We start from the raw sequence: 18,709 nt of genomic DNA on the forward strand, positions 1-18,709 counted from the left end.
CCAGCAGGATGCCAAACGAACGTTGCCGCTTTCCGTCAACTCATTGGAGCCGCTACTGTTGACTATGCAGCAGTCCAAGCCGAACAAGACTTTCGGCAGTGGCAACGATTGCTTCCTCGCGCGAGCGGGGCGAGCAGCCGAGTAGGCACATCGCCTTTTCGCTGGTGGCGTTCAGGTCCAAGCCTAACAATGACACGGCCCCTCTCAAGGCCGGGTCTTTGAGCGCCCCCAGACGCACCGCTGTATTAGGTAGCACCCGCGTCGATACATTTTTGGCGGCCGGCCCCGTGCGTTGTTTCAGTACCCTAGCCGCGTCGGCCAACCACATACTTTCGCCAGCAATCGCCAGAAAGCGCTCGCCCTTGGACGTCTTCGCTTCACCCGCTTCGCCATAGGTTTGCGCGTGCAACGCGGCATGACAGCCTATGTCATCTTGACATGCACCGGGCACGCAAAGGTCATCTTGACGTTCCCGGTCTTTGATCATGCCCCCGCCGCATTTCGCGGGTCGTGCTCATGGCATTGCTGCTCCCTAGATAAAGAGCGGCTGATACGACCGTAACACCAGATCCTTGTTCTCCATCAAGTTAACCTGGAGCCCCGGCAGATCGGAATTGATGACCGTGTCGTTCAATGTGGTGGCACCGACGGCATACGCTGGGCGACAGCCACAAAGATTCAGCCAGCAATCAGGGTCTGGGCATGAGACAGAAGGTCGCCCTGCTTTCTCTTTGGAAGTCGACCAAACAGAAGAATCAGACGAGCCAGATCGGCATCGTCAGCGTACAGAAACGCCACGGGCACCTTGAGGACTGTCGCAAGACGGACAGCAAACGTGTAGTCCACCTTGTGAATGCCCAGTTCATAGCGGTTGATGCGAGTGCTTGCCACAAACGGGTCCAAGCCCGCCTCGATCCCGAGCTGCTTTTGTGACAGCCCAACTTCCAGTCGAGCCTCCTTCAGTCGAATTCCAAAAATCGAAGATGACGCCGCGGACATTCACTGGTAGCTCGTTATATACGAAGCTACGAATATCGTTGCAAAGCGTCTGCTTAGATACTACGATTATCGTAGCATTCGGACGTAACCTGAAGATGCTTGAAGCGCCTCCACCGTGACCGCCTCGGATACGCGCCGCTTCAGGACCATCGGTGCACGACCACGGTCCAGCGGTTTATATGCTCCTCCCGGAAACGCAGGAGGCAAAAATGCAGGACAAGCGACCGCCGATTGACCTCGGCACTGACCTCAACGAACAGGATTGCAACCGCTTGCGCCTGCTCAACGACGAGTTGGCTCAGGCAGAACAGTGGATTTCTCGCCGCAGCAGCGAAATGGTTGCGGCGTACGGCCTTGCTACCGCCCAGACCCGCCACACAGCCCGACTGGAGGAAGACATACAGCTGATCGCTACTCTCCTGTTCCTGTCGCGGAAAGATCACCCTGATTTCAGCCCCGGGCGCCATGGCCTCGTGACGCGAATCGATGTCCCGATTCTGCCAGCAACCCTTCGGGAGAATGATCTCCATTGCAACGGTGCGCGAACGGCCGGGCCATTTCGGGATCGCCATGAAAACTGGTCCCCATTGTTTCTGGAACTATACGAACGCGCTCTGCGGAAGGACACAGCGAAACTGCTGAGCATCGGCACGCTATGTATCGACATCGCACTGATTCAACAACAACTGCGCTCGTGGTAGCCGAGTGGCACGCTAACCGCTGGTCATCTTTTCTAACCCTTCATGGCATTCGACAGGGCAACGTCTATATTGCATTTGTGGATATTGAGGCTGTGCGTTTTCCTCAAATCCTGCGCAGTCACGTTTCACAGGAGCACGTCTTATGACTCTGCTGAAACTTGCCGTCGTGATCGGCATTCTTCTTGGTACTGCCATGGCAATCCGGCTATGTGGTCGCCAATGTCGGTGTCGTTTCGGCCACAGCTTCTTTACTGCGCGCGGATTCTGGCTGGCCGCCATCGCGATCAATTTCCTCTGGTGGGGATACTATGCGTGGGCGACGGCCGCACTCCATCACGCGCCTCCGTCAGGAGGACTTGCGCTGATGGCTCTGGGTATCGCTGCAGCGGGCTGGCTGATCTACGAAAACGTTCACGCAACAAACATCCTCTACGGCGGCGTCGGCTCGTCTCTCCAGCTCGTGCTGTTTTTTCCGGTGGCACTCTACGGCCTGCCGCTCCTCGCGATCGCCCTGATTTTCCTGCTTTTCGCGACCTACAAGGGCGCACCCGTGTGGCTTATCGATCTGTGAACGGCTTGCAGTTGAGAGGAACCGCGCCTGCATGCTCTGCGTCGTCACATTCCATCTCACGCCAGCACACCGTTCATACCGACCGCCACTTCAACGCCATCTTCGCAAGAACACGGTGACAGATGCGCAGCCATGCGCGACGCGTCTCTCAAGACTGCCCCATAGAGCCCGCCGCGGTGCGTGGATGCGGATACCGGACCGTGCGTCGCTCGCTTCGCCCGTCGGAACACTACGATCGCCCTGACCGCACTAGCGTTCGATGTCTGGACCGGGATCGTCAGGCTGACTATCTCGCTCTGGCGCCGTCCGATTCTCACGCTTTGGTACAGAATCCCGCTGTATGTCGGGGACAACAGCGTCCCGCTGGACAGGCATCGCACGCACAAACTCGACGATGCCGACGGCCATCGCGCGGTCCGCACCGGCTGGAGACGCAGCCACTGTCCGCGCCACTTCCCGCCACGCGGCAAATACCATGTCGTGAGCCTGCCACCCAGCCTGGCGTTGCTCTTCGCTCGCCACGGCGCGCCAGTACTTCGGGGTCTCGCCACGCTCCATCATATGCCTGACACCCTGAACGGGATACCGTCGCGTCTCGCCACGTACCCGTCGGGGCGTCGCATTGGCATCCACCCCGTTTGCGCGTAGCTGCTCGGCGAACCGCTCGCGCCAGCGACGCAGATCCTGCTTTCGCGGATTCAGCCGCCGGCCATCCGGTCCACGCACCTGCACGCTCAGGTGAACATGCGGGTGTGCCTCGTCGTCATGCGCAGCAAACACATAGGCACGCCCATCTCCAAATTCAACGGCCGCGAAATCACGGGCGGCGTCCCGCACGGCCTGACGGTTCGTACCAGGCGGCATCGACAGCAGAATGTTGAACACCTCGCGACGAACACTCGCTTCCGGTATACCCCATCCGCCAAATTGCCAGGTCTGCACGAGGTCTCGTACCGCCTCCGGTCCGGCGATGCGGTCGCCATTCTGGTCTTCCAGCTCCACCTGACCGTTCCGGGAGATATATCGAAGGTGCCGGCGCACCGCGCCGATGCCCTGCGCGCCCGATGCCTTGTTGGTGATCTTGATCATCACCTCCGGCGTGCGCCCGAGCGTGCGCGCGAGTTGCTCACGCATTCTCGCGGCCTCGTCGCGCAGACTCGCATGCGAGAGGCGCTGTGCCCTCGCATGCCTGAACGGCTCCTGAAACAGCCGGTCACCCCAGTTCATAAGCATCGCATCGATGTAGACCTTCGGATAAGGCATCTCACCGGCTCCATCGATCCAGGTTCGCCCGCATCACATCTGCCACGACACGCAGGTGCGCATCGATCGCCCCACGAATGGCCTCGATGTCACCGTTCCCGTCCTGTCCGCTATGTCGTATGTGGCCGCCGCGGGCAAGTTGTGCAAGCCACCTGCCGATCGAAGCAAGCTGCAGATTCGAATCGGCCAGCAGCCGCATCTCGCGCGCGCCAAGCTGGGGGTCGTGCGTCAACTGCGCACGGATCAGCGCAACGATCCAGCGGTTAGCGGTCAGGCCCGACGCCTCCGCGCGCAACTCAACCGCCTCGAGTTCGGCAGCCGTCAGCCTGACTTCGATCCGGATGCGAGGATCGCCGACGGCAGTCCAGCGAACATCCGCGTCGATTTCCAGATCATCATTGCCAGCCTCTGCACGCAACGCGGCGGCCACCAGTTGCCGCGCGCCCTCACCAACGGTCAGGCCCCGGCGCACACACCATCGATCCCAATCCCGTCGCATACTGCCAAGTTCGACACACAGGCGCTCGCGTACACGCATAACAGATCCTAGCGCGTCGGCGAGGGTTCGACGGGCGTGTGTACCAGTTCAAGCTCGATATCTCGCGCAGGTGCACGTCCGACCGCTGTGCGTGTCCGACGATCCCGTTCCGACGGCGCTTTCGGATCGAATACCTTCGGCCGCGGCACGGGAATGCCCTCGCGACCAAACGCATCGAGCAGCGCTTCCGCGCGCCTTTGCACACGCCCGATCGAGCGCGCACTGAATCCCTGCTCCCGCATCGCGCCGGTGAGCACGGCCAGGTGCAGCACCTTGTCTTCCTCGGAAATGCTCGGGCGTCGCAGTCCCTGGCCGTTTTCGCGCGCATTCGTCGCCACAGCTGTCACGTCTGCTCCCGCTATGCGTTCGGGCTCTGACACAGATTGCGCCCCCGTACGCTCTCGTCGCATCACATCAACCTGCCAGGTATTCCGGTGCACATCGCGCCCGTCTTCACCGATCACCACACCGTGCTCATCCAGGATCGGTACCTTGACCGTGACGAGCCGTCGCCCCAGGTTTTCAAGTGCGACCTCCTGCCCGGGCTGCGCGCCCGATTCCCGCACTGCGCGCTCGAGATCCACGCCCCAGACCACGTGATCTGCGCCCGTCGCATCGCGGAACACAACGTAATACGACTCACTGCGCGCCGGATTATTCTGGTACGGCGCACCGCCGTGCTCGCGCAGCTCACCGGTATATCGCCTCGGGGTGTCGGCTTCGTCGCCCGCTGCCGGCTGTCGCTTCGCGTCAAGAGGATCACCCTGCTGAGCATCCCGTCGCAGGGCTGCAGATGCAGCGCCATCCGCAACGTTCGGCGGCCCGGCGGCTGGCGCGGGGGCAGACGGTGCACGACTGCGCTCTGCTACGCCTATCGGAGAACCGGCTGCATACAACGACGCATCAGCCTCGATCCGGTTGTTCAGCCGACCCTGCCGCGCATCGGCCAGACGCGCCAGATCGGCGGCCTTTGGCTCATACCCGCTGACCTCGATGCCCAGCAACGATCCCTGCAGCCACACCTCGCCGCGGAACGCCTCGTGACCGGACACGCGAATACGGCGCCACGATTTCGCCGCCACCATGTCGACCATCGATTCCACGACATCCGGCCGGTTGTGTTCGGTGACGAGGTACGGCCCGATATCCTCGAACGCGAGTTGATACGGCGCGTCCTTCAGGAAATACTGATTCCCGGCCCGTAGGTAGCGTTTGCGTACGCGCACCGGCGGCTGGTCAAGCGGCGCGCGAACAGCAGCGTGATCTTCCCGTTCGGTTGGCGCGTCGCCGGTTGGGCGGTGAGCAGACTGAGGTGCCGCACGAGCATCGTCCCGGATAGCCTGATCACGCAGACGCGCCCGTGCCGCGTCAAATTCACGCTGGCGCCGGGCCGACACAGCATCCAGGGCCGCCGCATCGAGGCGACTGGTATCTCCATCACCTTTGGTGTGTTCAACGGATGGCGAATGTCCGGGAACATCCGGCTCGATCACATTAATGACTGGCTCGGCAGGCGGCAAGGTTTCAGACATGGTGGGCTCCTTTCTGATCGGTCATGCTTCCAGGCGATACATCCTTTGGTCTAGCGATCCGGCCCAGGCGGATCCTGCGATGCGGACCGCTCCTTCGACCACTCGAGCGCCGCTGTACGTGCTTCGCGTATCCGGGCCCATGAACGTGCCTGCAACTGGTCGAGCATCCCCTCGAGGTTCGGACTGAAATTCAGTTCACGGGCGGACTTCTTGAGCGAGCCGACCGTGCGGTCGAGCAGGTCACGCGCGCGATCCCACGGATAGACCCTGGGCCGATCGCCCTCGTAGCCGACCTGCAGTTCCGATCCATTGAGCCGGGCATTCTCGTCCATCCATCGCAGCCGCTCCGAGACGAATTCCATCTGCGTCTTCGGATGGAAGACGACGCTACGCGTCGCCACTTCCTGGATCAGGTAGTGCTCGGTGTTGAAGACCTCACCACGGTACGGTCCGCCGTTTTCCCGAGGTGTGCCCATCCGGAGCGGGGAGCCGAACCGATGTTCGGCCAGTGCCCTGACCTCGTTAGGCACATCCGCGACGGCGAACAATGGTTCGCCAACTGGTGGACGCGTTGGTGCGAAGCGCCTCGGCTCAGCGGCCGGAGTATCAACTGCAGGGAGAGCTGTAGACTGCTCACCCCTCGGTTGTGCCTCCGCCGATGCCGTCACCGGCTCAGGTGCTTCCGACGGAGTGGTCGGCTTCGGTGCGCCGCGCTTCGACGCGCGACGACGCGATGCGTCGTCCCCAGCATTGACGAGTTTTTCCTTCACGTTGCCCATCCTGTCCTCCATCGGTTCGTCCAGCTCCCTGCCGTTTGCTGTGCCCGCCAGCGACCCAATGCCATCGACCACCCGCGCGTCATCGCGGCCCACGACTTCGCGCAGGCGGTCGCCCACACTTGCAGATCCGGACAACACCGCCATGTCGTTGAAATCGGTCGGAGCCTTGTCGTCAATTCGCGCGTCGGCGGCGAATATGGGCAAGACCATGCGGTCTCCCGATATTTCCGCAGCCTGTCGGGCTTTGGCCTCCCCCGGTCCCAGTTCACCCAGCACGACGATGTCTGCGTCCGGGAATCGCTCGCGCACGGATTCCGCGACGGGCGGCAGATTGCCACTCGACAGCGCCGCCAGCGCCACCCATCCCGTTGCGCGATGCGCCGACAGCATGGTCGCCATGCCCTCGCCGATCAGGATCGGCGTCGCCTGTCCGCCTGCGACAGGCGCTGGCCCGGCGATCCAGTACCCGCCTCTCTTGACGCCACTGGCCAGCGACGACTTGTTGCCCGCTTCGTCGATCAGTTCCAGCGTCGAGACGGCACGTCCGATCCAGACCGGCACGACCAGCACCCGCCCGGAAAGCGGCCGCTCCTCGCTTGCCGGGGCATAGCCCAGCAACGCACGCAGTTCAGGCGCTTCCAGTTCGCGCAGTGTCTGCACGGGATCGAGACCCTTGCGCACGAGATACGGATGTTCCGGACCAACAGGTCGTGCCCATTGCCAGATTTCCTGTGCCTCACGAGCCGCGGCAGCATGCCGTGCCTGCTGGCGTGCCGCATCCCGCGCGCGACGTTCAAGCACATCGGGACCCGGCACGAGCGTCGTTGCCATCTGGTCCGGGTAATGCCCACGTCTCAGGTCAAACCCATGCTCTCGCGCGAGCCAGAAGAGCGACGCGAGCGTCTTGCCGCCTGACTTCTTCACCGAGCGCCAGGTCGTGCGGGCCGCCCGCTCGTCATAGTTGCCGGCTGTGCGACTCCATTCGTCCCAGATCTCGAAGCCGGCATCACCCAAACCGTGCTTCAGTGCAAACGCCATGTCGACCCACGTGCCGTAGTCCTCCGCCGGAATCACGGCAAGAGCGGCCCGTACACGGGCGGTTTCGTCCACATGGGGCGCACTCATCGCGGGGCTCCCTCAATCGATGCCGCGTTCGTCCCGGCACGTGTCACCGGGTCACGCCTTGCTTGCGTGGACTTTGGCGGCACCAGCTCCGCGACGTCGAGGTCCGCAACCGACAACCGGCGCGTCGCCTGCCCGATACGCTTCGCCGGAACGCCCAGCAGCATGAAGTGCCGTTCGACGTAGGTCGTGACCTCGTCCTCGCTGAGGTCGGCGAGCCGCGGCGGCAGATCGCGCGGATCCCAGGCCTGCAGCACCTCCAGATACTCGCCCGACAGATGAAGGAGGCCCGCACCGTCCGGATCGATCTCGTCAGACCCGACTTCGCGCACACGTCGTTCGATCTGGGCGGTGAAGCGCACCAGGTCCATGGCCGGCACCGATGGTGCACCCGAGACCCGCGAAGCGAAAACAGGGTCGCGCCAGTAGCAGATCCGGTCGGCAAGGATCGGCTTCGCGTTCTCCAGCACGATGATTTCCTTGTCGCGCCCCAGCTCCTTGAGCTCCTGTGGCAACAGCAGTGGCCGACGCTGCTCGGACACGCTCTCGCTCGATCCACTTCGGCCGCCGAACATCGCGCTCGGACGGCTGATGCTACGCGACTGGTCCGTGAAGGTGCCGAGCATCTCGGAATAGTCGTTCGCATCCTTCTGTTCGCGCGGCGCGTAGAGGATCTGCATCGCGTGGTTCGTGAGGAAGGTACGTGCATCGGCACGGCCATAGACCGACTCCAGCTGCGCGATCGACTGAACGACCGAAAGCAGACGCAGGTTGTAGCCCGCCATGTAGGCCACGGCGCGCGCGATGATATGGATCTTGCCGATTGCGGTCATCTCGTCGAGCAGCAGCAGGCACTGGAACCGCAAGGTCGGGTCAGCCTCCGGCAACTGTTTCGTGTTCAGGTTGACGAGTTGCGAGAACACGAGGTTCACGAGCAGCGCGGCCTCGGACAGGTGATCGGGCGTGATTCCGATGTAGACCGACATGCGACGCCGACGCACGTCGCGCAGGTCAAAATCGTTGGCGCTCGTTGCCGCGTCGACGATGGGGTTTGCCCAGATCGTTAGCGGCGCGTGGAATGTCGCGAGAATGCTCGCCAGTACCTTGTCGTCGTTGGACAGGAAGCGGTTGAGTGCATCGACGCATGCGCCGCTGAGCAGCGCGCGATGCCGGACGAGTGCACGCTGCAGGTAAGACTTGACCGGCATGCCTTGGCCCGACGACTGGCGCAATACCTCGCCCATCGTGACGGGGTAGTCGTGGATGGATTCGCTCTTGCCCGCCCGTCGTGCGTCACGCCACTCGCTCAGGAGCAGGACGATGCCGAGAAACAGGTTGCGCGCCTGATCCTTCCAGAAGTCGTCGTGGCCACCTGGCGGATATAGGGCGTAGCCGATCGCGAGAATATCGCCGACGCGGAAAAGGCCATCGGAAATGGCCGACAGCGGGTTGAACCGGTGCGTGCGGCCGTCTTCCGCGAACGGGTCGAAAAGATAGACCTCCTGCCCGTGTGCGCGCCGGAATCCTGCCGTGATCGCGTAGTTCTCACGCTTGATGTCGAGGACCACGACCGAATCAGGATAACTCAACAGGTTCGGGATCACGATGCTGACGCCCTTACCCGAGCGGGCGGGCGCGGCGAGCAGCACGAACTGCTGTCCGGCAAAGCGCAGGTAGCGTCCTCGCCATATTCCGACGACGATGGACGGCGCGTCGATCAGTGTCCGCGTGCTCATAGCAACCCCGCCGCGCGGATTTCCGCTTCGCTGGCGAACCGGGCACTGCCGTAGAGACGTCGCCGGCCGGTCCGCTCCCAGATCGAATACAGCGCCATCGCCGGGCAACCTACGGCGACGAGTAACCCAAGAAGCCCCGCGCCTGCCAGGTGCCTGCCGCCGTGCGGAATCAAGCCGCCGTGCCAGGCCAGCAGTGCATCGGGCCAGCCCCATAGGCCCGCATGGAACGGGTTCAGCCGCAGGCTCGCGTACAGGAAAAAGGATGCAACCCACGACGAGGCCAGCAGAGCCCCCGCGACAACCGCTAGAACGGTGACCGTGACCAGGGTGGCACGCACATGATGTGCTGCCGGACCAGCGATGTCGGAAGGAATTGAGGAACGACGGTTCGTATCCATGCCTGCCTCAGGAAAACGTCGTGCGCGCCTTGCGCACCGGATCGAACCAGACTTCCGTCATGCCCCAGCGCTTGCCGGTCTGTTTGCCCGCCTCGTCGTAGAGCGGATACGCTTCCATGTGCGCAACGATGTCGATCGTCAGGGTGAGAAGACGCTTGAGTGCCGTATCGTCATAGGTCGCGGCTTCGGGGTGCTCCTTGGCCATCAGTGCAAAGCGCTCGATCGCAACCGTCGCGCTCGACGCGTGATAGCTCGTGATGGAGCCCGCGTGGCCGGTCGTCAGCAGCTTAAGGAAGTCATAGGCTTCGGCACCGCGCAGTTCGGCAAGCAGCACGCGGTCGGGACGCATGCGCATCGTGCTCGCGATCAGGCCGGCCGGCGTCACGCGTGCCTGACCATGACCGCCCTTGCTATACAGCAGATGGACGCAGTTCTCGATGTGCCGGATGAAGAGTTCGCGGACATCCTCGATCGTTACGATCCGCTCGGTCGCCGGAATCGAGCGGCAGAGAGTTTTCATGAAACTGGTCTTGCCCGACCCCGTATTGCCGACGATCACAATGTTCAGCCGCCCGGTCACGGCCCGCTCGAAGAAGGCACACCAGTCCCGCTCTTCGAGGCACTGCACAAGCTTCCGGTCTGTCGGGCGCAGCGCCTGCAACACCGTGTCGAGCCCATCCGGACGGTGCCATATAGTGTCGTCGAACAGCCCTTCGTTGCGATATGCGTCGAGGCTCTTTTCGCGCGCGGAAGGCCGGCGGATCGTCACCGAAACGGTGCGCCGCGGCACGACGGGCGGTACCACGATCTGGATACGTGCATCTCCGGGCAGCAACGCCGAGAGCACCGGATGCTGCGCCGACACCTCCTGGTTCGTGAGCGTTGCGACCGCGACCGCGAACGACATCAGCCGCTCGTAATCGAGATCGGCATAGTCGTGACCGCGCCAGCCGAGATGGGTCTCGGTCAGCACGCGCTGCGGCCGGTTGATGACCAGTTCAGTCACGTCGGCATCGTCAAGCAGCGGCGCGAACGGCCGCATCAGCTCGCGTACCGACGCGTCGTCCGGAAGCCGCACGAGCACGGTATCGACGTATCCATCCTGCATGTCAGCGCGGTCGATCATGGTGCTCGCTCCGGCTGCAGCGCATAGACCGTCCCGAAATCCAGATCGCGCGCGACGACGATGGTGAATTCGGCGCCCTGGTTCTGCGTCAGTGTCGGCGGAATATTGATCGTGCTGTTGAGCACCCGCGTCGCCATGTCGTTGCCCTGCTGCTGCGTGTTCTCGTAGACGATCGACCCGTTGCTGTTGCCGCCTCGCGTGGCCAGATATCCGATCGCGTCCTGGGTGATGCCCAGCGTCATCGCGGCGCCAATGCGCTGCCCCCAGTGGTTGTCGACGTAGCCATCGATCCCCATGCGACCTAGCGCATCGGCAACTGGCGAGTCAATCTCGACGGTCACGCCGTGGGGCGTCTCGATGCGAGCCGCAAGGATGAAAGTCCGCTTCTGTCCGGACGACAGGTTCGAACGATACTGGCTGTTGATCTGTGAACCGCGCTCGATCAGCACGACCCGCCCGTCATCGGAATAGACGTTCTTCGTCACCGTGCAGGTGGACAACCCCGCTTCCGTCGAATCGAACGCGGTGTCGCCTGCGCAATCGATCTTCGCGCCCTGCGCGAGAATCAGGCTACGGTCACCGAGCGTACCGGCACGCACCCGCGGCTTGGCGGTCGGAGTCAACGCCTGCGCAAGTGCCCCCATCCCGCCCTGGCCCGGTGTTGTCAATGGCTGGCCGGGAACCGATGCCGCCACCGACGAGGCCACTTCGACGCCGCCAGCGATACCGCCTGCGGCGAGCATACCTGTCAGGCCTCCAGCCTGGCCAACCGCCCCCGGCGTGCTACCGGCCGCGAGTAGCGGCGCATCGTAATAGCTGCGGACCGGTAGCGGGCGCTGAACCGTGACAGGAGGACGGGCGACGACTGGCCCCGAGACCGCAGCAGGCGCACTTGCCGCGATTGGCGTCGACGCCGCGCCCGCGGCCACCGGCGCGTCCCTGAAAACGCGTCCCTGGGTTGCCGTGCCCTCGACTGCGTCGCGGTGCGCTTTCGCCTCCGCGTCGTGGCGTGCGAGGAACGTGTGAACCGTCCAGACCGCGCCGGCACCGGCCAGGAGAATGACCACCAGCGGTGTCAGCCACCAGGCGCGCGGGCGTGTGCCCCGGTATTGCCCGAGCGCAGGCATGCCTCGGTCGACCTGCGCTCCGGACTCGTCGACAGCACTGCGATCAGATCCGGTCGGATGCTGGCCGGACGGATCATCCGGTTCAATCGTGTTGCGGATATCGTCACTCATGATCCGGACTCCGCAAGACGCGCTTCACGCCGTTGACGGTTGTGCCGTCGCGGGGTGGTACACCATCCATGTCGTACGCGTCGTTCCAGATACCGACGACCTCGTCGCCGAGCCGCAACACAAAGCGCTTCGCCACCTCGTGAACGACAATCGTGTCGTTCTCCATGTGTTTGTCGACCACGCTCTCCGTGCCGTCATCCGCCACCCGGAAGATCGCCGGGATGCGCCGATTGGCCGGGATGCGGATCGAGGTGAATCGCCCGTCGTCCCACGCCGCGACCGGTGCAATGTCGTCCGAATGTGGCATGACCTGCATCGAATACCGGGTGTTGCGCACCAATGACGGCTGCGCAAGACGCCGCGCTACCAGCGCCGCATCGGCTTCGGCATGCGTCTGGGCGCTGACCTCATCCGGGTAGACGAACGTCACCCGGTACATCTCCTCGTCGTTGCCGAATTTCGCCTTTAGCGGCAGCACCACCAGATCGAAGCTGTAGCTACGTTTGTCCGTGCGGATCTCGAGATTCGAGTTGTGCGCGGCGAGCTGCGGTTTCAGGTAGACGTCGTGGTCTCCCCTGTTCGCCACCACCTGCCAGCCATCGCGATCGCCGGGTGCGACTACCTGAATCTGCTCGTGTGGATCGAGCGCGATATGGGTGGCAAACCCTCGCTGCGCATCGATGCGCACGACGGCGTCGGGCGCATACACGATCTGCCGCACCCGCGAGTCATCAGACCAGCCCGGCACATCCCAGGCACGGGCGACCGGACTCAGCACCAGCAGGCCTACAAGGCAGAGCACCGGAAGAGGGAGCGTTCTCATGGCGCACCTCCCGCGCTTGGGGAAGAAGCCGGCGGCGTATATTCGGGATCGCGGCTGTAAGCCGTCACCTTGAAGCCGAACGGATTCGCAACCGCCACGCTCTCACGCGTGAAAACCGGCGGCCGGTAGGCGTAGGCCAGCGTGACGACGAACCGCTGCGTCGGCTCGGCGTTCGCCTGACCGTTCTTCAGAGTCGTGCGCTCGATATGCACGACCGCGCGCCCTGGTTCATCGGGAGGCAGCGTCGTCGAGAGAATCCGCACGCGCCGCTCGGTGTTCGGGCCAAGCTGCCGGTCCAGCGCATCGGGGCCGCTGTAGATGCCGCGGTAGTCGCGCGCGACCACGTCATCGCTCATGGCAAGCACGCTGTCGTAATCCATCTGCAGCAGCCCCCAGTCGTAGCGTTCCCGCTCGCGCACGTACGCCTCAACCCAGTGCTTGTCCTGGATTTCCTTTGTATGCACGTGGCGCGCATCGAGCACATCGATCACCTGCGATTCGCCCGTCAGACGATCGACCTCGATCGGTAGCGGCACCACCCGGTAGAACGGCACCATGACGGCCAGTGCCATCACACTGAGCACGGCTACACCGACCGCCCCGTAGGCCACGTGCCAAGCCCGTCGCTCGGACTGCTCCTGCAGGTGAGTCAGCGATGCCTCGATGTCAAGCACGCGTCCATAGTCGTTGTCCGTACTCATGATGCCGCCCCCACCGTCGACGCGGCAGACGGCACCGGCGGAACAGGAAGCTCACGGTTGACCGGCACACGATGCGAGCCATCCGGCAGGACGGGTTTCGGCGGATCTGATGAGCATCCACTGATTAGGATAACGAAATTTACCAGGAGCGATCCGGTCAGCAATTTTTTCATGATCGTCCCCTCAGTTTCCGAACGAAGCCGGCACCATCTGGTCCTGCAGCCGGACGGTATTGCCCGCCCGACTCAATACCAGTTCGCTCTGCTGCTCGGCGACGAGCCGGTCTTCGGTATCCGCGAGCATCCGGAAGAGCTGCAGCTTGGTCATCTCGTCACCGACTGCCGTGGTCTCCGTCTGGACGCGCGCCTGCAGTTCTGCAATACCTTTCGGGTCCTGCGTGACGTCAATCTGCTGCATCAGGCTCTGGATCTGGTTCAGTTCCTGCTGTTCCGCCTGGTACGCCTGCTGGCCAAAAGCCTTGTCCTGGAACGGCTTGTTCAGTGCCCGCTGACACACCTGCTGGTCGATGCCGGCCTGATCCTCGCAGTTGTAGATCTCGCTGGCCGAACGCAGCGCCTGGGCGCTTCCGGTAAGCCCCGCGTAGCCGCCGTTCTGCACTGCCGTGTACACGCCCTGCCAGTTCGACGGCAGCGAATTCGCCACCACCGGATTGCTTAGCAGCGCACCGAAGCCCCGCGTGCCGACCGTCGACTGGTAGATCTGGATCTCCTGCTGGACCTCCTGCTCAAGCTGCATCACCGTCGCAATGGCCTGCGCCACGTTCTGCGCATCGAATACCGGAATGCCCTGGGCATAGCCCACCGGAGACACTGCCGCCCAGACGAGTGCAGCAGCGGCTACCTTCAATCGTGCTCTCATGATGTCCACCTCTCTCAACTGCCCTGCTGTCCCAGGTTGGCGTGCGCAGCGCGCTGATAAGCCGGCGCCACGCCGCCCGATGAATTTCCCGATCCGCCCCCGGAGCCCGTCCGGTCACGGATCGTGCCGCCAGGACGCGGCCCATTCCCGCCGCGCGTAAGCACCTGACCGATCACGGTCGCGAGACGCCGCGACGCCACACCCGCCACAAACGCACCGAAGCCGGACACGGTCGCGCCACCGGACAGGCCAGACGCCACCGACGGCAACTGCCAGCCGACCATCGCGAGGAAAATTGCCGTCGCGAACATGCCGAGCGCCGCGCCCCAGGCCGACGCGGCTTCGAGCGCCGCCTGACTGGCCGCCACCAGCGCTGCCGCGTTGGCACCGGGCGCAGACGTCGTCACCTGGAATGGTGCGAGTTCGGTCGAGAACGCCGTCAGTGCCATCCCCAGGAAAGCGGCCACCAGTACCTGCAGCAGCGCGTAGTTCGCGACTTTTGCGGTCCATGCCTCAAAGAAGCGGGCAGTCGGCGCAAACGCGGCGCACGCGATGAAAATCGGACCAATTCCAAGCACCAGGTCGAGCAGCATGCGCCCCATCACGACCTCGAACGCGAGCACGATCAGGAAGATCGAGCCGCCAACCGCCGCGATGAACCCGCACACGATGTCGCCGATGGCAGCAGCGAGGCCACTCGGACTGAGCCCTTCGTGCGTCGCCTTCTCGGAATAGGCATCCAGCACCAGATCGATCTGCTGGTCGTAGCAGTCAAGCGTCTGGTAGATGCTGGTTGCGCTCGTCGACGTCACGCTGCTGCCGCTGACCGATCCACAACCCGGGTTGCCGCCACCCGTGGTGTTGGCGGCGATCTGGATCGCCTGGGCAAGGCCCGACGTCGCACCGCTGACGGCCGTCACGACCTGTTGCTGGTAGAGGCCGCTGCCGAGCGCAAAAGCGAGGATGACGGCCACTTTCAGTCCTCGCCATGCGAATGCGGGCACGGCTTCGTGCGCCTCACCGCGCACGATCGCAAGGCCATAGGCGAGGATCCAGATCGTGACGGCGGTCGTCGCAACGGGAACCAGCGCGCCCGACAGCGCCGACGAGACGTTCGTGACGTAGGTCGACATGCCGTTTTCGAGGGTGCCGCCGATCGCGGTAAAGAGCCCGCTCATCGCGTACCTCCTGCACGAGTTGTCTGGGTTGCCTGGGTCGCCCGGCGCTTCGCGAGTTGCGCGTGGAAAACCGGCAGCCATACATCGGGGTCGTCACCCACCTGTGCGCGGATCGTGTCGAGGAGCTCGACGTTGTCGGTCGTACCCGACAGAACATCGAGGACATCCCCGAGCCCCGCGAGATCGAGCTTTCCGATCGCCGATTGGTGCCCCTGCTTGACCAGAAACATGCGGCTGTTCTCACCGAGATTGCGCACGATGTTGAATTCGGCTTCGGTCAGCTTGAACCCATGCACGTAGTCGTCGTAGTCGGCTCGCGGGTTCGGCAGGAAGAAGAAGGTCGCGCTCTGCTCGATCAGCGCCCGTGCGATATCGCTACGCAGCACATCCGCTGGCGACTGGGTATCGAAAATGCCGAGCCCGTTCTGCTTGCGGATCGTCTTCTGCTTGTTCTTCGCAAAGTCCGTGAAGACCGGGTCGCCCAGCCGTTTCCAGAATTCGGTCATCACATAGATGAAGCGCCGGCCGTCGATCAGGCTTTCCGTCAGGTGCAGCAGATACATCGTGACGGGAGTCGAGACTTCCGCGTCGTCGAGCAGTTCGGTATCGTCAAAGCCGAAGAGATTCGCGCGTGCGAGGTCCACGGTGTCGGTCGGGTTGTCGAGCACCCAGCCCAGGCGCCCGCCCGCACACCATTTCGCGAGACGCGCGTGCAGGCTGTTCTCGCCCACATTCGGCAGCAGTTGCCTCACCATCGACAGGCGCCGCAATGGCTTTTCCATGCGAGCGACTTCGCGCACGGCGCGCGAGATGTCGAGTTCTTCTTTGGCGGACAGCGGCAGACCCGTGTCAACGAGCTTGCGCACCAACCGCTCCCAGAAGTCGAGCACCGACTCGTCCGGCGTCATCTGGAACGGGTTGAGTCCGGTCGCGTCGCCACGGCGGAATACGGTATAGATGCCGCCCATCGCCCGGATCGCGATCTCGGTGCCGCGATCCTTGTCGTACAGCACCGCGGTCAGACCGAACTTCGTCGCCATCGCGAGGAGAAACAGTTCGAGCACCGTCTTGCCCGCACCGGCCTGGCCGATGATCTGGGTATTGGCGAGCGCCTTCTCGTCGGCCGAATCCTGCTTCTCGGGCGTCACGTGAAAGTTCAGGTACAGCGGCTGGCCGCTCGGCGTCTTGACGATCGTGATCGCCTCGCCCCACGGATTGCCGTCGCGTTTGCCGGTCGCGAAATTGTGCAGACTGGACAGGCCGCAAAAGTTGCGGGACGTCAGCTTCGCTTCGCGCGGCCGGTAACGCCAGTTGCCCGGCAACTGCGCGAACCATGCGGCGTCCGCCACGAGGTCAATCAGCGCAGTCTGGAATCCGGCGTCGGCAAGCTGCGTGCGGGCCTTCGCAACGTGCTTCGAGACTGCCCCGGGCGTATCAGCCAGCACCGCGAGCGAATAATGATATTCGCCCAGCACGAAATCGCCGTTGATCAGATCGTTCAGTGCCCGGTCCATCGCCTCGACCTGGGAGACAGCCACATCCTCGCCGGCGATAAGCTGGTTGCGCTGCCGCTCCAGCGCTTCCTTCGCACCGGGTTTGTCGAGGATCGTGAAGCTCTGCGTCTCGATATACTCGAAGTCGCCATACAGCAGGCCATTGAGCATGCCCGGCTCGGTCTCTTCGGGATAGTCCTTCAGGTCGAGCAGCGCGGCATATCGCGTCGCGGCTGGCATGCGGATCTCGACCTTCTCGACGCCTACGAACAGGCGCGAGTTCGGCAGTGCCTCGCGGATCGCTCCGGAGGGGACTGGCTCTGGCTCCCAGACGGCGTTGACGAGATAGCCGAGCAGTTCCAGCGCCGACGAATACCGGCGCGGTCGCTTCATGAAAGGACTCGACTTACGATAGACCCCGAGCCCCACCGGGTCATAGGGCTTCAGCCCCGACTCGACCTGGGCGCCGAGTTCGTCCATCACTTTCAGCGCTTCCTGCTGGTCGCGCCGGATGTCATCGCGCGTGCGGCGCGCCGCACGGCTGAAGACGCGTCCGAGCTTCGTGCGCTTAGGGCGATAGACGAGCGTCAGATACAGTTCGTTGGCCATCATCCGGTAACCCGCGAAGCTCGCGTAGTAGCGGGTGGCCAGCTCCTGGCAGAAGCGGTTGCCGTAAGGCGTGGCAAAGTGGTCCGAGACACGCCGGCGCAGCCGGTGTGTCCAGAGTGCGACGTGACCACCGGGCAGCGCACGCACCAACTGGTTGAAGCCATCATGGCGCACGAGGATGTCCACCGGATCGGCGGCCTCGAATGCGATGCCGGAAAGCTTCCAGATCCGCAGGTAATCGCCCTCGCGCGTCCTGATCACCTGATCGGTGACGTGCGTCGAGTAAGGGATGTAGTCGGCAAGCGCCACCTCACGTTTTGAAACGGCGCCGTGTGTCGGATCAGCCAGCATGTCGGCCCCTCCTCTTCAGGCGAACCGGCGCGTAGGCGCGCGCACCCCAGAAGCGGCGATTACCCTGCCGCAGGACCATGCGCAGGCGCAGTGCGTACTGCGCGAGGCACTGGTCGTCGCGGCGTGTGACGACGCGCATGGCGACGAACACCGGGATCATCAGGAACAGCAGCCCGACACCGAGCGGTGGGCTGGCAAGCAAGGCCCAGATGGCCGGGATCAGCATGCCGCCGCCGACCATGAGAAATGGTACGAGCGGCACACCCCAGAGCATGGCGGGCCGCGTGCATCCCTTGAAGACGGGATCCCTGAGCGTATTCATGATCGGGTTCATGGTTGCTGGCCCCGGATCAGCTCGTCGGGATGAGCATGCCGGCGATCACGGTCGCGCACCCGACGAAAAGACCGCCGATGAACACATTCGCAATGTCGCCGAACCGGGCATGCTGGAACATCATCCGGAAGCCCGCCCAGATGATAGAAATCGAGCAGATCACACCGCCGACACCCAGAAGGGTCGTCTGGATCGTGCTCAGCAGCGTATTGACCTGCGACAGCTGCGCCCATGCGGGCGAGGCCACCAGCATCGCAGTCGCGATGACAGCAGCCCATCGCGCCATCCGGCGACCAGAAGAAAGTGGGACAGGCATATGTCCGGGTTTCCTCTTTATG

At 63.5% G+C, this 18,709-nt stretch carries 19 protein-coding genes and 1 pseudogene; 2 read left to right on the forward strand and 18 right to left on the reverse strand.

Annotation, left to right across the window (positions count from 1 at the left end; all coding sequences use genetic code 11):
* Window positions 1-52 precede the first annotated feature (52 nt).
* A pseudogene (locus FFS45_RS29665) lies at window positions 53-373 on the reverse strand (aldehyde reductase); the annotation flags it as partial.
* A 305-nt stretch (window positions 374-678) separates the two neighbouring features.
* Window positions 679-999, reverse strand: coding sequence for a helix-turn-helix transcriptional regulator (locus FFS45_RS29670; protein ID WP_137958198.1), 321 nt, complete (start codon window positions 997-999; stop codon window positions 679-681).
* Window positions 1,000-1,208: 209 nt separating this feature from the next.
* Between FFS45_RS29670 and FFS45_RS29675 the strand changes: the two genes are divergently transcribed.
* Together FFS45_RS29675 and FFS45_RS29680 are read left to right on the forward strand one after the other, a co-directional pair.
* Complete coding sequence (locus tag FFS45_RS29675) at window positions 1,209-1,700, forward strand: hypothetical protein (RefSeq protein ID WP_137958199.1); 492 nt, start codon at window positions 1,209-1,211, stop codon at window positions 1,698-1,700.
* A 142-nt stretch (window positions 1,701-1,842) separates the two neighbouring features.
* Window positions 1,843-2,271, forward strand: coding sequence for a hypothetical protein (locus FFS45_RS29680; RefSeq protein WP_137958200.1), 429 nt, complete (start codon window positions 1,843-1,845; stop codon window positions 2,269-2,271).
* A 249-nt stretch (window positions 2,272-2,520) separates the two neighbouring features.
* Here FFS45_RS29680 and FFS45_RS29685 read toward each other — a convergent pair whose 3' ends face one another.
* From FFS45_RS29685 to FFS45_RS29755, 16 genes are read right to left on the reverse strand one after another with little or no spacing between them, the layout of a single operon-like run.
* Entirely contained in the window at window positions 2,521-3,534 is a 1,014-nt protein-coding gene (locus tag FFS45_RS29685; RefSeq protein ID WP_137958201.1) for a relaxase/mobilization nuclease domain-containing protein, read from the reverse strand.
* 1 nt (window position 3,535) lies between these two features.
* Window positions 3,536-4,072, reverse strand: coding sequence for a plasmid stabilization protein (locus FFS45_RS29690; protein WP_137958202.1), 537 nt, complete (start codon window positions 4,070-4,072; stop codon window positions 3,536-3,538).
* Window positions 4,073-4,080: 8 nt separating this feature from the next.
* On the reverse strand, window positions 4,081-5,604 hold the full coding sequence (locus FFS45_RS29695; protein WP_137958203.1) for an LPD7 domain-containing protein: 1,524 nt from the start codon (window positions 5,602-5,604) through the stop codon (window positions 4,081-4,083).
* A 50-nt stretch (window positions 5,605-5,654) separates the two neighbouring features.
* Complete coding sequence (locus FFS45_RS29700) at window positions 5,655-7,508, reverse strand: PriCT-2 domain-containing protein (protein ID WP_137958204.1); 1,854 nt, start codon at window positions 7,506-7,508, stop codon at window positions 5,655-5,657.
* Window positions 7,505-9,241 carry a type IV secretory system conjugative DNA transfer family protein gene (locus tag FFS45_RS29705; RefSeq protein WP_137958205.1) on the reverse strand — a complete coding sequence of 579 codons (1,737 nt, stop codon included), beginning with the start codon at window positions 9,239-9,241 and terminating at the stop codon, window positions 7,505-7,507. The genes FFS45_RS29700 and FFS45_RS29705 overlap by 4 nt, the downstream gene beginning before the upstream one ends.
* Entirely contained in the window at window positions 9,238-9,639 is a 402-nt protein-coding gene (locus FFS45_RS29710) for a hypothetical protein (protein ID WP_137958206.1), read from the reverse strand. The genes FFS45_RS29705 and FFS45_RS29710 overlap by 4 nt, the downstream gene beginning before the upstream one ends.
* 7 nt (window positions 9,640-9,646) lie before the next feature.
* On the reverse strand, window positions 9,647-10,765 hold the full coding sequence (gene virB11, locus FFS45_RS29715) for a P-type DNA transfer ATPase VirB11 (protein ID WP_137958207.1): 1,119 nt from the start codon (window positions 10,763-10,765) through the stop codon (window positions 9,647-9,649).
* A complete protein-coding gene (gene virB10 / locus FFS45_RS29720) occupies window positions 10,762-12,003 on the reverse strand; it encodes a type IV secretion system protein VirB10 (RefSeq protein WP_137958208.1) in 1,242 nt (413 codons plus the stop codon). Before virB10 ends, virB11 begins: the two co-directional genes overlap by 4 nt.
* Entirely contained in the window at window positions 11,996-12,826 is an 831-nt protein-coding gene (locus FFS45_RS29725) for a TrbG/VirB9 family P-type conjugative transfer protein (RefSeq protein WP_137958209.1), read from the reverse strand. Before FFS45_RS29725 ends, virB10 begins: the two co-directional genes overlap by 8 nt.
* Window positions 12,823-13,527 carry a type IV secretion system protein gene (locus FFS45_RS29730; RefSeq protein ID WP_134166530.1) on the reverse strand — a complete coding sequence of 235 codons (705 nt, stop codon included), beginning with the start codon at window positions 13,525-13,527 and terminating at the stop codon, window positions 12,823-12,825. Before FFS45_RS29730 ends, FFS45_RS29725 begins: the two co-directional genes overlap by 4 nt.
* Entirely contained in the window at window positions 13,524-13,700 is a 177-nt protein-coding gene (locus FFS45_RS41900) for a hypothetical protein (protein WP_171029790.1), read from the reverse strand. The genes FFS45_RS29730 and FFS45_RS41900 overlap by 4 nt, the downstream gene beginning before the upstream one ends.
* Window positions 13,701-13,710: 10 nt before the next feature.
* Window positions 13,711-14,406, reverse strand: coding sequence for a P-type DNA transfer protein VirB5 (gene virB5 / locus FFS45_RS29735; RefSeq protein WP_137958210.1), 696 nt, complete (start codon window positions 14,404-14,406; stop codon window positions 13,711-13,713).
* 14 nt (window positions 14,407-14,420) lie between these two features.
* Entirely contained in the window at window positions 14,421-15,584 is a 1,164-nt protein-coding gene (locus FFS45_RS29740; RefSeq protein ID WP_137958211.1) for a type IV secretion system protein, read from the reverse strand.
* Entirely contained in the window at window positions 15,581-18,037 is a 2,457-nt protein-coding gene (locus FFS45_RS29745) for a VirB4 family type IV secretion/conjugal transfer ATPase (RefSeq protein ID WP_137958212.1), read from the reverse strand. Before FFS45_RS29745 ends, FFS45_RS29740 begins: the two co-directional genes overlap by 4 nt.
* Complete coding sequence (locus FFS45_RS29750; protein ID WP_137958213.1) at window positions 18,027-18,359, reverse strand: VirB3 family type IV secretion system protein; 333 nt, start codon at window positions 18,357-18,359, stop codon at window positions 18,027-18,029. The genes FFS45_RS29745 and FFS45_RS29750 overlap by 11 nt, the downstream gene beginning before the upstream one ends.
* Window positions 18,360-18,387: 28 nt before the next feature.
* A complete protein-coding gene (locus FFS45_RS29755) occupies window positions 18,388-18,657 on the reverse strand; it encodes a TrbC/VirB2 family protein (protein WP_249362988.1) in 270 nt (89 codons plus the stop codon).
* Between the last annotated feature and the right edge of the window lie 52 nt (window positions 18,658-18,709).

Origin of the sequence: Burkholderia sp. 4M9327F10, from assembly GCF_005503145.1 — a bacterium.
In the GTDB taxonomy this organism is placed as follows: Bacteria; Pseudomonadota; Gammaproteobacteria; order Burkholderiales; family Burkholderiaceae; genus Paraburkholderia.